The 13,594-nt window shown below is 59.5% G+C and carries 13 protein-coding genes; 1 reads left to right on the top strand and 12 read right to left on the bottom strand.

Annotation, left to right across the window (positions count from 1 at the left end):
• Window positions 1-22: 22 nt before the first annotated feature.
• A complete protein-coding gene (locus tag EE36_RS00155) occupies window positions 23-637 on the bottom strand; it encodes an RraA family protein (protein ID WP_005848265.1) in 615 nt (204 codons plus the stop codon).
• A 106-nt stretch (window positions 638-743) separates the two neighbouring features.
• Entirely contained in the window at window positions 744-1,088 is a 345-nt protein-coding gene (locus EE36_RS00150) for a RidA family protein (protein ID WP_083776444.1), read from the bottom strand.
• Between the two features lie 167 nt (window positions 1,089-1,255).
• Here EE36_RS00150 and EE36_RS00145 point away from each other — a divergent pair, with 167 nt between their 5' ends.
• Window positions 1,256-2,188, top strand: coding sequence for a LysR family transcriptional regulator (locus EE36_RS00145; RefSeq protein WP_005848261.1), 933 nt, complete (start codon window positions 1,256-1,258; stop codon window positions 2,186-2,188).
• On the opposite strand, the gene EE36_RS00140 is transcribed toward EE36_RS00145, so the two are convergent.
• From EE36_RS00140 to EE36_RS00095, 10 genes are all read right to left on the bottom strand, one after another.
• Window positions 2,170-3,117, bottom strand: coding sequence for an ornithine cyclodeaminase family protein (locus tag EE36_RS00140; RefSeq protein ID WP_005848259.1), 948 nt, complete (start codon window positions 3,115-3,117; stop codon window positions 2,170-2,172). The two genes, EE36_RS00145 and EE36_RS00140, sit on opposite strands and share 19 nt — an antisense overlap.
• On the bottom strand, window positions 3,114-4,358 hold the full coding sequence (locus EE36_RS00135) for a Zn-dependent hydrolase (RefSeq protein WP_005848258.1): 1,245 nt from the start codon (window positions 4,356-4,358) through the stop codon (window positions 3,114-3,116). Before EE36_RS00135 ends, EE36_RS00140 begins: the two co-directional genes overlap by 4 nt.
• Window positions 4,359-4,387: 29 nt before the next feature.
• Window positions 4,388-5,671 carry a TRAP transporter large permease gene (locus EE36_RS00130; protein ID WP_005848257.1) on the bottom strand — a complete coding sequence of 428 codons (1,284 nt, stop codon included), beginning with the start codon at window positions 5,669-5,671 and terminating at the stop codon, window positions 4,388-4,390.
• Window positions 5,668-6,141, bottom strand: a complete 474-nt coding sequence (locus EE36_RS00125; RefSeq protein ID WP_005848255.1) for a TRAP transporter small permease — start codon at window positions 6,139-6,141, stop codon at window positions 5,668-5,670. Before EE36_RS00125 ends, EE36_RS00130 begins: the two co-directional genes overlap by 4 nt.
• Window positions 6,138-6,494 (bottom strand): cupin domain-containing protein, encoded by a 357-nt coding sequence (locus EE36_RS00120; protein ID WP_005848253.1) that lies wholly within the window; start codon window positions 6,492-6,494, stop codon window positions 6,138-6,140. Before EE36_RS00120 ends, EE36_RS00125 begins: the two co-directional genes overlap by 4 nt.
• 14 nt (window positions 6,495-6,508) lie before the next feature.
• A complete protein-coding gene (locus EE36_RS00115) occupies window positions 6,509-7,498 on the bottom strand; it encodes a DctP family TRAP transporter solute-binding subunit (RefSeq protein WP_005848250.1) in 990 nt (329 codons plus the stop codon).
• 197 nt (window positions 7,499-7,695) lie between these two features.
• A complete protein-coding gene (locus tag EE36_RS00110; protein ID WP_083776443.1) occupies window positions 7,696-10,959 on the bottom strand; it encodes an error-prone DNA polymerase in 3,264 nt (1,087 codons plus the stop codon).
• A complete protein-coding gene (locus EE36_RS00105) occupies window positions 10,956-12,398 on the bottom strand; it encodes a DNA polymerase Y family protein (protein ID WP_254655515.1) in 1,443 nt (480 codons plus the stop codon). Before EE36_RS00105 ends, EE36_RS00110 begins: the two co-directional genes overlap by 4 nt.
• Entirely contained in the window at window positions 12,370-12,948 is a 579-nt protein-coding gene (locus EE36_RS00100; RefSeq protein WP_005848244.1) for an ImuA family protein, read from the bottom strand. The genes EE36_RS00105 and EE36_RS00100 overlap by 29 nt, the downstream gene beginning before the upstream one ends.
• A 197-nt stretch (window positions 12,949-13,145) precedes the next feature.
• A complete protein-coding gene (locus EE36_RS00095; protein WP_005848242.1) occupies window positions 13,146-13,562 on the bottom strand; it encodes a hypothetical protein in 417 nt (138 codons plus the stop codon).
• Between the last annotated feature and the right edge of the window lie 32 nt (window positions 13,563-13,594).

The following is a 13,594-nucleotide window of genomic DNA, read 5'->3' as shown; positions in this document are numbered from 1 at the left end:
GTTTTGCGCCGGTTATCCGGTTCTATGCGGGCTGCTTTGCGCCTCGCGTTATGTCAGCCAGTGTTTCGCCAGCACGCAGCCGTTCGAGGATTGTAAGCTCGTCCGCCTGCATTTTTCGGGCGCGCGCGGCGTGGGTTTCAGCCTGATCTTTGTCCAGCACGGCAACCCCGTTTTCGTCGGCCAGAATAATGTCGCCGGGCCGGACCGAGACGCCGCCACACCCCACGGTCACGTTGAAGTCGCCGCCAAGCCCACGCGGCTTGGTCGTGATGGGGGACCGTCCACGGCACCAGACTGGAAAGTCTTCTTGCTCTATGGCGGAGCGGTCGGTGACAAAGCCGTCGATCACCGCCCCCACCACGCCGCGTGCCTTGGCGGCAGCGGTCGTGACGGCCCCCCAACAGGCATGGCGCAGATCACCACAACGGTCGATAACGATGACCTGTCCGGGTTGTGCGGCGGACAGCGCCTCGGTCAGCATCGCACCATCATCGCCAAGCATGCGCACGGTCAGCGCGGGGCCAAAAACAGTTCGATGCGGCAACAGCCCCTGCAGCGCGGGGGACATGAAACCGGATTCAAGAAAATGCCCCAGCGTCGCTGTTTCGATGTCCGAAAGGTCGATTTGAAATGTCATGCCCTATCCTGTCGCCTGATGTGAAAGAAAGGATGGCGACGGGAGAGCGGCAGGGTCAAATAGCCGGAGATTATGGCTCGCATAATCTCCGGCTAGAAAGCGGCGATTAGATCGCGGCGGTCACGAGAAATTCTACCTTGTAGTCCGGTGTCGCCAACTTGGCCTCACCACAAGCGCGCGCCGCCGGGTTGGCAGGGTCAATCCACGCATCATAAACTGCGTTCATATCCTGGAAATCGGCCATGTCAGCAAGCCAGATGGTGACCTGCAGCAGCTTGGACTTATCGCTGCCTGCCTCTGCCAGCAGGCGGTCGATCGCGTCCAGACAATCTTGGGTCTGGGTCGCGACATCGGCTCCGGCGGTGCCGACCTGACCGGCAAGGTAAACGGTGTTATTGTGAACGACGGCCTGGCTCATGCGGGGGCCGGGGTGCAAACGAGTGATGGTCATGTTTTGTGCTTTCTGATGAAATGAGTGGCAAGCTTAGCCGAACCTGCCCCAGGCGCACAGTTGCACACCATAGTCACAGTCAATTTTAGGCATTCGCGTTGACTATGTGATAGGGGATGAAAAATAGGAAACTCTACTCAGACCCAAGCAAGAAACGAATCATCAGCATGAACGCTTTGCCGCAATCCGATCTGAACTGGAACCTTCTGCGCATGTTTTACATGATTGCGAAGGAGGAAAGCATCACGAAGGCCGCAAAACGGCTAGGCCTAAGCCAGCCTTCGGTGAGCAATGCATTGCAAAAGCTCGAAGCGCAACTGGGGTGCCAGCTTGTCTTTCGCGACAGCCGCCACTTCGAACTGACAACGCGTGGCGACAAGATTTTTCAGGAATGCCGCGAAATTTTCCACAGTGCCGAACGGATCAATCTTTTGGTCCGCGACGCCGAAGAAGAGGAACGCGGGCAAGTCCGCTATCAGATTATCAGCAATCTGATGTCACCGATGATGGACGAATTGCTGCGGCTTTATCACCAGCGATATCCTTCCGTGGCCTTCCAAAGTGAGGTCCAGAACAGTCAGGCGATCGTGCGCTCGATCCAGCAGGGGCGTGGCACGATCGGGTTCTGCCTATTGGCCGCACCCTTGGTCAACCTGCCCTCGATCCGTCTGTTTCGCGAAGAGTTCTGTGTCTTCTGCGGGGCCGAGCATCCGCTGTTCGGGCAGGAAAGCGTCGCGCTCCGCGATCTTCAGCGCGAGCCCTTTATCAGCTTTGCCTGCGCCACCGAAGGGATGGGGCTGGAGCCGATGTCGGTCCTGCGCGAAGGCACACGGCTTGGCAATCGCATCAACGGGCTAAGCACCAACATCGAAGAGGTCCGAAGAATGATCGTGGCCGGCATGGGCATTGGCATCCTGCCCCTCATGGTCGCGCAGGACGACATCAGGCGCGGCGACCTGTGGCCCATCAAGATTACAGATGAAACGATTGGGGCCGACGTCTATCTGGTGCACGCCCCGAGAGACAAGCTATCTCCCTCGGAGCAGAAATTTGTGGATATCGCGCAGGAGCTGCTGGCGATTTACCCCAATATGGTGTGATCGCTTGCCATCGTCGCCGCTGCCAGATCCTGAAGCGCCATGCCCGCGGATTTGAAAACGGTGCGGGCACTATCATCGCTCCGGCCGGGATGGGTATCCTGACACAATTCCGCTAGGTCGGCGCGAATATGCTCTGGCGTGATCTGCCCCGCTTCCAATGGCTGCGACAGATCCCCCGCAAGCGATGCCCCTGCCCGCAGATCGACAAAAACCTCGGCCTGTTGGATCGCCTGATCGTCGCTTTCTCGCATGTCGCCCTTGAATGCGCCGATCAGGTCAAGGTGGCTGCCGGGTTTGAGCCAGTCCCCCTGGATGATGGGCCTGGTGGAGGCCGTGACAGTGCTGATCACATCCGCCGCGCGACACGCTGTTTCAAGGTCGTCTACGGCCCGAGCGGGCAGGCCCTGATCCCCAAGCGTTGTGGCAATAGCCGCAGCCTTTTCACCGCTGCGCCCCCAGATTGAAACCGAGGTGTAGCCCCGCACCGCGCAATGTGCCGCTGCGACGGCGAGGGAAAGCTGCCCCGTTCCGACAATCAGTAAATCACGCGCATCCTTGCGCGCCAGTAGATCCGCCGCCAGTGCCGACGCCGCTGCCGTGCGCCGCGCGGTCAGTGTATCACCATCCAGCGCGGCCTGCATTTGCCCGGTTTCCCCATCAAACAGCAGGTAGCCCGCATTGATCGTCGGGCGGCCCTTGGCGGCGTTTTCGGGAAAGAAGGTCACCACCTTGACGCCAATGCTTTCACCGGGAACCCAGGCGGGCATGATCAGCAAAGATGCCTCGGTGCCGTCCGGCTGCTCAATCGTCAAAACCTGCCGGTCCGGTGCCTGCACCGCCTTGCCGCGATACCAGTCGCGCAACTGGCCGATCAGATCGGGCCAATCCAGCGCGGTTTCAAGCGCCTCGTGTCCGATCAATGCGCTCATCGATCAGCCCGTTTGACGACGGCATGCAGCAGAATATTTAGCCCGGCGACGAAATCCTCTGGTGTGCAGTTTTCTTCGTTGTTGTGGGTGATGCCGTTTTCGCAAGGCGCAAAGATCATCGCCGTCGGGCAATGGGTGGCAAGGAAATAGGCGTCGTGACCTGCCTGGCTTTCGATATCACGCCAGTTGAAGCCCATGCGGATAGCCTCGTCGCGGATGCCGTCGATCATCTCGTGGTCAAAGATGTCGCCGCCCCATTCCCATTCATCCTCGATCACGGCCTCACACCCACACCGTGCGGCGGATTCGAACAGGGCCCGGCGCATCTTTTCGGCCATGGCGCGGGTGGTGATGGGATCGGGGTGGCGCACGTCACAAACGGCTTCGGCTGTGTCGGACAGGATCCCCGGCTTGTTGGGCCAAGCGGTCAACCGCGCGGCGGTGGCCTTGCCGTCATGCACTGCAAAATCCCAGCCGATGTCATCCACCGCGGTCAGCCAGCGCGCCCCCGCCGCCAGCGCGTTCTTGCGCAGGTCCATCGGCGTTGGTCCGGTGTGCGAGGTCTGCCCCTTGAACGACGCCCGCATCCCCCGCACCGGATAGCCGCCGGTGACAATGCCGACCTGCCGCTTCTCGGCATCAAGGATCGGCCCTTGTTCAATATGCAGCTCGAAATAGGCGTCGATCTCGCCCGCCTTGCAAGCGCGTTCGCCGTTATAGCCGATGCGCTCAAGCTCATCACCGAAGCGCGCGCCATCATCGCCAATCAGATCATGCACCCAGTCAATGTCATATTTCCCAACGAAACAGCCCGAGGCGACCATCGGAGGAGAGAACCGCGCGCCTTCCTCGTTGGTCCAGTCGACCACCACGATGGGGCGTTTGGTGACATGGCCCGCATCGTTCAGGCAGCGGATCACCTCGAGCCCGGCCAGCACGCCGGCGATCCCGTCGAACCGCCCGCCGTTGATCTGGGTATCAAGGTGACTGCCAATCAGGATCGGCGGCAGATCGTTGTCGCTGCCGTCGCGACGGCCAAAGATATTGCCGGCGGCATCCACTTCAACAGTCAAACCGGCCTCTTCACACCAGGACCGGAACAGATCGCGCATGTCCCGGTCGGCATCGCCAAGCGTCAGGCGCGACAGCCCGCCGGGGCGGCCTTTACCGATCTCGCCGGAGGCTTCGATGGTGGACCAGAAACGGTCAAGATCGACACGGGTATCGGGGGTAATCGACATGGAAACCTTCTTTCTTTCGAGGGCCGGGATCAAAACAGGATGCCCGGAAGTTCGGTAATCAGTGCGGGGAAGAGGACGAGAAGCAGCAGCACGCCGACCATCACGCCAAGGAACGGGATCAAATACTTGAACGACGCGCTAAGCGGGATTTCACCAACCCGACAGGCGGCCATGAGGTCGATCCCCAACGGGGGCGTATTGGCACCAATGGCGAGGTTGATGGTCAGCAGGATGCCGAAGTAAACCGGATCGATGCCGTAGTGGCCAAGGATCGGCAGGAACACCGGCGCAAGGATCAGAATGATCGCGATGCTTTCCATGAAAGTGCCAAGGATCAACAGGACCGCCATCATCATCAACAAGGCGACAGTGCCGCTTTGCGTGGCCTGCGTAATACCGTTGACGGCCATCTGCGGCACTTGCTCGGCCGCGAGAATCCAGCCAAAGACCGAGGCCGAAGCGATCACCAGCAGGATCACCCCTGTCATCTCGGTGGTTTCCCGCAACAGTCGCATCAGGGTGGAAAGTGACAGCGCGCGATAGACGAAAACGCCGATGAAAAGCGCGTAGGCCACGCCGATGCCCGCAGCTTCGGTCGGGGTGAAGATGCCGAGACGAATGCCCCCCACGATGATGATCGGTGCCAGCATCGCCAGGATCGAGCCCTTGGCGGCACGTCCCAGCTCACCCCAGGAAAACGGCTCTCCGCCCTGCCATCCGTTGCGGCGCGAAATCCACCACGCCACCAGCATGAGGCCGAGACCCAGCAGGATGCCGGGGATGATCGCAGCCACGAAAAGCTGGCCGATCGAACTGTTGGTGGCGGTGCCGTAGACAATCAGCACGATTGACGGCGGGATGACGGTACCAAGCGAACCAGCACAGCCCAAGGCAGAGGCTGAAAAGCCGGGGGCATAGCCCTGATCCTTCATCGCGGGCAGCATCATCGTGCCAATGGCCACCACGTCGGCCACGCCGGAGCCGGAAAGCGACCCGAACATCATACAGGCGATGATCATCACCATCGCCAACCCGCCTGTGCGCCGCCCGATAAGGGCCGAACACAGCGCGATGATCCGCGGTGCAAGCCCGCCGTGGACCATCAGCAGACCCGCCAGCAGGAACAGCGGAATCGCCAGCAGTGTAAAGCTGTTGATCCCCGCCACCGCGCGCTGCGCCACAACGATCAGGGGCGCGGCGTCGGCGATCAGCAAATAGAACATCGACGACAGACCAAGCGCCACGGCAATGGGCGCATCCAGCAGCACCAACAGAACAAAGACGACAAGAAGCAAAGCAAGCGCGAGGCTCATGCGCGGCCCCCTTTCAGGATCAGGCCCAGCAGTGCAACGCCGCAGCAAACGGGGAGTGAAAGGTAAAAAAGCCCCACCGGCAACGACAGCGCGGTGGTCTGATGCGCCCATGTGATCTGGGTCAGCTTCCAGCCGGTCCAGATGAACACCGCAAGAAAAACAAAGCTCGCCAGCCATGCCAGAACGGCAAAAACCCGGCGCAGCGGTGCGGGCATGGTCACCAAGTCAAGCAACCCCGCACGGAAATGCGTGCCACGCACAAAGCCCGAAATGGCCCCCACAAAGGTCAGCCAGACCAGCGCCATGCGGGGCAATTCCTCGGCCCAGCGAGGGGTGGAGGAGAACAGGTAGCGCGAGATCACGACATAGACGACCATCGCCGCAAACCCCGCCACCAGCGCCGCACCAACCCAGCGGGCCGCGCGGTCGATAAGAATGGCCGCCCGCAGCGACCCGCTCTCGAAAGTCATGGTTTCAAAAATCCTTCTGGGCCGCGGCAGAGCATGCATTCGTCACAATAGGCCGCGACAACGACCCATTCGTCCGAAATTACCTCGACCGTGTGGTCAAGCCCCGGTGGCAGGCGCATGGCGGTGCCTTCGGTCATATGGTATTCCTCGCCCCCTGCGCGCAGGATCGCCTCGCCCTTCAGCGTCAGCGTAACCTCGTCGCGGGGATGGCTGTGCGCGGTAGACTTCGCGCCTTTCTTACCGGTGGTCACCGAAAGCTTGATAAAGCCCTCGCCGCGTTGAGCCGGGGAAAACAGCACCTTTTGTGTGAAGTCGTAAAGTTGCACCGGCTCGACCGATGCAACTTGTGTCATTTCAGGTCGCAAAGTCATTTGCGGTACTGGTCCAGGATGGTCAGAAGCTCTTCGCCATAAACGTCCTTCTGGCTTTCCCAGATCGGTGCGACCGCTTCGATAAAGGCGGCTTTGTCGACCTCGTTGAACTGCATGCCTTCTGCTTCCAACTGGGCGATCAGCTTGTCATTGGCGGCGGCAACCATGTCGCGCTGTTTCAGGCCCCAGGATGTGGCGGCTTCCATGACGATGGCCTGATCCTCGGGAGAGATCTTGTCCCAGACGGATTTCGACATGGTCAGCGTGGCAGCGCCCCAGATGTGTTCAGACAGCGAGACGTATTTCTGCACTTCGAAGAAGGACGCGGAATAGATGATTGCCAGCGGGTTTTCCTGCGCATCAAACAGCCCCTGTTGCAGCGCGGAATACAATTCGCCGAACGACAGGGGTGCCGGTTCTGCGCCCAGACCTTCGAATGTTGCCAAGCGCACTTTGTCGGGCGTGACACGGATTTTCAGACCGGCGAGGTCTTCGGGCTTTTCAACGGGGCGGACGTTGTTGGTGATGTTGCGGAAACCGTTTTCCCACCAGCCCAGAACCTTGATCCCCTTGCCATCGAGCATATCGGCCAGTGCAACGCCCAGATCGCCGTCCAGCGCGGCAAAGGCCTGATCCCGCGCGCCCCAGGCATAGGGCATCTCGATGATGCCCATGCGCGGCTCGATCCCCTGGAACGACCCGGAACCGATCAGTCCGGCCTGCACCGACCCGAATTGCAGCCCCTCGATCACTTCCTTTTCGCTGCCAAGCTGGCCGGAGGGGAAGACCTTGATCGCAACGCGACCTTCTGTGCGGTTGTTGACCTCTTCGGCGAAACCAGTGGCGGCAACGTGCCAGCTGTGGCTTTCCGGCAGAACATGGCCAAGGCGGATCGACACGTCATCAGCCAGGGCGGCAAGCGGCGCAAAGGCCATGAGGCTGGCCGCCAGCAGGCCGCCTTTGATCAATGTGGTGGGGGATTTCATTTTGGTCTCTCCTGTTGTGCATTATTTGGAACAGAAGAAATACGGATCGCCGTTTCTACGCAAATAGGCTGGGCCTATAATTGAAAAAGCTTTCTTGAATGCTCATCGGTCTGACCACAGGGCTGCACTTTCGCGCGGCGTGAAGGCTTGCACACATCATGCGCACCCGCTCATGGGACGCCCTGCAAAGCGCACGACTAGTGGAAATCCCTGCTTGGGAACAAACGCTTGGCCTGATCGCGGGGGTGCATGGCACGGGGTTGGGTGCGGGATCTTGGTGCGTCGTCGGCTTGGGGTTGCGTGATGCCTACCGCATCATCCATCGGGTGGCCGAGACGGCTGAGATAGTGCGACACGTCTTCGATGCTATGCGCAATCACATGCACCACGATACCTTCGCGTTGTACATGGCCGGTGATGCGCAGCAAGCGCCCCGTCATCACCGCGCGGCGGAATTGTGCATAGACCTTTTTCCAGACCACCACATTTGACACACCTGTTTCATCCTCAAGCGTCAGGAAAACGACACCCGACGCCGTACCGGGCCGTTGCCGCGTGATCACCAGACCGCAGACAGAAATGGGCCTTTGTGCCATAGGCCCCAAAGGCACCTCGGGCAGCGCGTCATGAGCTGTCAGCCCCGTCATGGCCGGGCGCAACAGTTCCATCGGATGGGCTTTCAGCGACAGGCGCATGGCCACGTAATCCTCGACCACTTCCTGCCCTAAATGCATGGCGGGCAAAGTGACAGGCTGTTCGGCAATGCCCTCGCCCTCGATCTTATCATTGAACAACGGCAGGGGCGCGTTGCCTTTGATCGCTTTTACCGCCCACAAGGCGTCGCGTCGTCCCAAGCCAAGCACTGCATAGGCGTCGGCTTCGGCCAAACGTTCCAGAACCGCGGGCGAAAGCCCTGCCCTTAACCACAAAGCTTCGGGATCGGGGTAGCCATTGCCACGCGCGGCAACGATCCACCCTGCATCCTCTTCACGAAAGCCTTTGATCTGGCGAAACCCCAATCGCAAAGCCAGTGACCCGTCGCTGCGCTTTTCAAGCGTGTTGTCCCATTCGCTTGTGTTGACACAGACGGGGCGCACTTCGATGTGATGCTCGCGGGCATCGCGCACGATCTGGGCGGGCGCATAAAACCCCATAGGCTGCGCATTCAGCAAGCCGCAGGCAAAGGCTGCCGGATGATGGCATTTCAGCCAGGCCGATACATAGGCAAGCATTGCAAAAGCAGCGGCATGGCTTTCAGGGAAACCGTATTCGCCAAAGCCCTCGATCTGGGAAAAGCAATTCTCGGCGAAAGCGTTTTCATAGCCCCGCGCCAACATGCCATTGATGAATTTATCGCGAAGTTGGCCAATCGTACCCATCCGCCTGAAGGTTGCCATAGAACGGCGCAGCTGGTCTGCCTCGCTTGGCAGGAACCCGGCTGCGACGACAGCGATCTGCATGGCTTGCTCCTGGAACAATGGCACGCCAAGCGTTTTGCCCAGCACGTCTTCCAGCTCTTTCGAGGGGAAAACCACGGCTTCGTTCCCCTGCCTGCGATTGATATAGGGGTGTACCATGCCGCCCTGAATGGGGCCGGGGCGCACAATCGCCACCTCGATCACCAAATCATATAATTCACGGGGCTTCATCCGCGGCAGAAAGTTCATCTGCGCGCGGCTTTCCACCTGAAACACACCAATGGCGTCCGCAACGCCCAGCATGTCATAGGTTTGCGCATCATCTTGGGGTATGCTGGCGATGCTGTGTTTTTTGCCCCCATGTTGCGCGATCAGATCAAAGCTTTTGCGGATACAGGTGAGCATCCCAAGCGACAGGATATCGACCTTCAGAATATTCAGAGCGTCGATATCATCCTTGTCCCATTCGATGATCGTGCGGTCATCCATCGCGGCGTTTTCGATAGGGCAAAGCTCATCCAATCGCCCCTTGGTGATGACAAACCCGCCGACATGCTGGCTCAGATGTCGCGGAAACCCGATGATTTCACCAATCAGCTTGATGGTCAGCGCCAGACGCGGGTCCGATAGATCAAGCCCCAGTTGTTTAACGCGCTCGGGGTCCGGGCCGCCATTGCTGGTGCCCCAGATTTGCCCCGAGAGATTGGCCGTGACATCCTTGGACAAGCCCATAACCTTGCCCACCTCGGAGATCGCCGCGCGCGAGCGGAAATGGATCACCGTGGCGCAAAGCCCGGCGCGGTGCCGGCCGTATTTGGCGTAGATATGCTGGATGACCTCTTCGCGGCGTTCATGTTCGAAATCGACGTCGATATCCGGCGGCTCTCCGCGATGTTCTGACACAAAGCGTTCCACCACCATGGTAATCGTCTCGGGGCTGACGTCGGTGATGCCCAACAGATAGCACAAGATCGAGTTGGCCGCGGACCCCCGCCCTTGGCACAAGATCCCCTTGGAGCGCGCGAATTGAACGATGTCATGCACCGTGAGGAAATAGGCCGGAAAATCGAGCGTCTTGACCAACGCCAGTTCTTTTTCCATTTGCGCAATCGCCCGCGCAGGTGCCCCCTTGGGATAGCGGACCTTCAGACCCTCGGACGCCAATCGCGCCAAACGGTCTTGGGGCGTTTCATTGTCTGCGATCTCGTCCGGGTAATCATAGCTGAGTTCGGACAGGCAAAAGCTGGACCTGGCCGCGATCTGTGTCGTGCGGCGCAAGGCCGCCGGGTGACGGGCGAACAGGCGCTTCATGTCAGCTTCGGGCTTGAGGCGTTTTTCAGCGTTGGGTAAGGCACGCGTGCCGATTTGATCGATCGTAATATTGTGGCGCAGGCAGGTCAGAACATCAGCCAACTGCCGTCGCGCACCGTGGTGCATCAACACATCCCCCACGGCCACCATCGGCGCTGCGGTGCGATGCGCGAGGGTGGCGCAGGCATCGAAATAGCGTTGATCACTGCCATCATAGCGCGGCGCGACACCGATAAAGACATCCGCAGGAAAGTGCTTTTTCAGCGTCATAATATCGGGCTGACTGCTTTTCAAAGACGCTTGCGGCACGGCAATCAAGCTCATGCCTGCACAGCCTTGAACCAGATCGGGCAGGTCCAGATAGCAGGCCCCTTTGGGGGCACGTCGTTTGCCAAGGGTCAATAACCGCGTCAACCGCGCATAGGCTTCACGGTCGTGGGGCAATGCGACCCAATGGGTATCGCTATCGCGCAAGATCAGCCGCGCCCCGATAACAAGCCTTGGCAAGGGCGCATCAGCCCCCAACTCGCGACGAAGCTCTTTCAGGGCGGAATAGGCCCGAACGACCCCGGCCAGCGAATTATGGTCTGTGATGGCCAAGGCGTTCAGCCCCAACTGGGCCGCCCGAGAAACCAATTCCTCTGGGTGGGATGCCCCCCGCAGGAACGTAAAGTTAGACGTGCAACACAGTTCCGCATAGCCGGGATCCAGAGATGGGTTTCGCGCCTTCATGGAAATTCACCCTGCACAAACCAGTTCGGGTTTTGCGGCGTATAAAACAACCACAATCGCCGGCCCTGCGTTGTGTCCACTTTCCAATAATCCCGCACACCTGACCGCCAGTTGTCATCTGGCAACCACCATTCAGGCGCGATACGTTCAGGCCCTGTCGCCCGCCCCGTGGTCAGCGACATCCGGCGCCAGCGAAACTGTGCGGGCGGGCGTGCCCCACTGGCTGCGATAGGTTCCGGCGGGAACAGGCACAAAGGGCGCGGCCGCAGAGTGGACCATGATCCCGTGGCGGTACTGTAGGCCGCTGGTACGATTTGAAAGCTCCGCTCGGGGATATGACTGTCTGCCGGTAGAAAACGTTGAATGTTTTCAAGCCCGATCCGGTTCCCAAGACGGGTGATCAGATCCTCCAGCCCGTCAGGGCGCGCAGCCGTGGCGGCGGTGATTTGCGCGTCGGCAAGGTTTTCAACCTGCGTCGCTTCAAGCCGTAACTGGTCGATGCCAAAACCCGCATCTACAGTCCGGATCCCCCGGTCAAATAAGGGCAAAATACGCATTGCATCGCGCATGGGTGCCGCAAGACGCAGTTCGATTTGCTGCGCGCCCTGATCCACCCGCCGCATCGTTAACTGCAATCGCCGTGCCCCCATGGCCTGGCGTTTCAACTTGTCGCAAAGCTGATCCAGCAACCTTTTCGTGCCCGCCATCACATCAGCGCTAAGCCCGATCGGCTCGGGCAATGTCATACGCACAGCATAGTGCGGTGCCTCGCCAATCGGTGTGATCGTCTCGTCCTGGGTGCCCATTGCCTGATCCAGTCGCAACATGACATTCGGCCCGAAACGACGCGCGATTGTCATGCGGGGCAAAGCCAACAGGTCCGAGATTTTCCGCAGACCAAGCCGCTGCAACGCCGTGTCAGTTTTCTCGTCAAGACGCAGCGCAGCAACGGGCAATGCAGTGATATCCGCATCGGGCTTGCGGGCATAATGCGTGCGCGCCCAAGCTGCCCCGCGGGTATCGGCCGCCGCGATACGCCCGTTCAGCCCCGCACGCGCAAGACGGTGACGCATATCATCCAGCATTTCCGCCTCACCGCCAAACAGATGCACTGACCCGGTGATGTTCAGGACCAAACCATCCCTCCCATCCACCCCCACCCAAGGGCAGTATCGTTTGCTCCACCGGGCAAGTGATTGCAAAAACCGCGCGTCCTCTTGGGGATTGGCTGCTGCGCTGTAAAGCTCGGGGCAATAGGCACGGGCATCTGACAACCCCATGCCACGATGCAACCCCTGCGCCTCTGCCGCTTGGTTCAAACAGTAGATGCGGTCGGTATTTTTCGCGTGTTGCACCAGCGCGAAAGGGCGATCGCTATTGGTGGCCTCACGCGTCCGCGCGCGCAGCACCCTATCGCTGGGCAGTCGGGGAAACCACACTGATGCGACGCGTTTGCGCATTCCACTTCACAGTCCAAACCGCTAATGTTCCTGATTTGTTCTTTATAAGTTTCCAATTTTGCAGAGTCGAGTCCTCGGCTGTGTTGCCTTCATCAAAAACAGGGGTGCAGTGCCATCTGGTTTGCGCGGCATTGTTCCCCATTCCTTCGGGCAAAATGCAAAGCCCTGTGGCGCTGCCTTCTTGCGCAGCCAGTTGCAAACGCCGCCCTTCCGTCAACCCAATGGGCTGTGTGAGCTCTGCGATCACCACTGCCACATGCCCCGACCGCAACGCCTCCTCGGTCGAGGCGAGCACATCGATATGACGCGGCGCCTGCGCGATCAGCAGTTGCGATGGATCAAGATACGCCGCGCCCCCCACCGGATTGATCTGCGTGCCGTGCCATGCCTCACGCACCCAAAGCGCGGCCCCGCCATTCGCGCCACAGACCTGACCGGCCAATGCATATGCAAAAGCATAGGCAGACGCCCCGCAAACCTCATGGGTGCGGGTATTCTTGAGCGGAAAGTGAGATTCGAACTGGGCCATGGCTCAGATCATACAAGACGGAACAAAAGATGCACATTGAAGACATCTTGACCCGCCACTGAACTTTGATCCGTCTAGAACCAGCGCCCGCTTGGGCGATACGCCGCTTGCGGGCGTTTCCTATAACCTATTTTGTATTTGGTTGCGGGAGGGGGATTTGGACTTTGGCGAACTAATCTTGAGGTTTGCGCCTGAGCTTATGCCGGAACTGGCGCGCCGCCCTCTTTATCGCCTTCTGCAGCTCGCGTTTTCGCTGCTTCAGTTTCTTCCTTTTGCTTTCGCAAATCGCCCTCAACTCGTTCGGCGACCGTTGTGGGCATAAGCGCGTGTTTGGAAATTCGGCGGCGGTTACCAACAGAGGCAAGCATGCTGATCTCATAATAGAACTCATCAACTGCTGATTGATCATGTTCCGTCAGGAATGAGATCCATTCCTCGATAGTGTCAGCAATCGCTTTGCGCGCAGCTTGCTGGGCTGCTTCATCTTTTCTGGACAAGTTCGCGGCAACGTTGGCGACCTTGAACATCGCTGCTTGCATCGCTGCGCTCATCGGAACGTCAGCGCGTTTCTTACGGGTGGTTTTGGAAGGCTTTCCTTGCATGCGGTTGTTCATCTAATCGTCCTCTGTCTTAGTAAGTTAAGGCC

This window comes from Sulfitobacter sp. EE-36 (genome assembly GCF_000152605.1).
Lineage (GTDB): Bacteria > Pseudomonadota > Alphaproteobacteria > Rhodobacterales > Rhodobacteraceae > Sulfitobacter > Sulfitobacter pontiacus.
This window is presented reverse-complemented; position numbering and strand designations above follow the sequence as displayed.

Coding starts and splice junctions, on each gene's coding strand:
- EE36_RS00120 (WP_005848253.1), bottom strand. CDS start 6,494: ATGACACAAGTTGCATCGGTCGAGCCGGTGCAACTTTACGACTTCACA.
- EE36_RS00145 (WP_005848261.1), top strand. CDS start 1,256: ATGAACGCTTTGCCGCAATCCGATCTGAACTGGAACCTTCTGCGCATG.
- EE36_RS00130 (WP_005848257.1), bottom strand. CDS start 5,671: ATGAGCCTCGCGCTTGCTTTGCTTCTTGTCGTCTTTGTTCTGTTGGTG.
- EE36_RS00140 (WP_005848259.1), bottom strand. CDS start 3,117: ATGAGCGCATTGATCGGACACGAGGCGCTTGAAACCGCGCTGGATTGG.
- EE36_RS00155 (WP_005848265.1), bottom strand. CDS start 637: ATGACATTTCAAATCGACCTTTCGGACATCGAAACAGCGACGCTGGGG.
- EE36_RS00110 (WP_083776443.1), bottom strand. CDS start 10,959: ATGAAGGCGCGAAACCCATCTCTGGATCCCGGCTATGCGGAACTGTGT.
- EE36_RS00150 (WP_083776444.1), bottom strand. CDS start 1,088: ATGACCATCACTCGTTTGCACCCCGGCCCCCGCATGAGCCAGGCCGTC.
- EE36_RS00095 (WP_005848242.1), bottom strand. CDS start 13,562: ATGAACAACCGCATGCAAGGAAAGCCTTCCAAAACCACCCGTAAGAAA.
- EE36_RS00135 (WP_005848258.1), bottom strand. CDS start 4,358: ATGTCGATTACCCCCGATACCCGTGTCGATCTTGACCGTTTCTGGTCC.
- EE36_RS00100 (WP_005848244.1), bottom strand. CDS start 12,948: ATGGCCCAGTTCGAATCTCACTTTCCGCTCAAGAATACCCGCACCCAT.
- EE36_RS00115 (WP_005848250.1), bottom strand. CDS start 7,498: ATGAAATCCCCCACCACATTGATCAAAGGCGGCCTGCTGGCGGCCAGC.
- EE36_RS00125 (WP_005848255.1), bottom strand. CDS start 6,141: ATGACTTTCGAGAGCGGGTCGCTGCGGGCGGCCATTCTTATCGACCGC.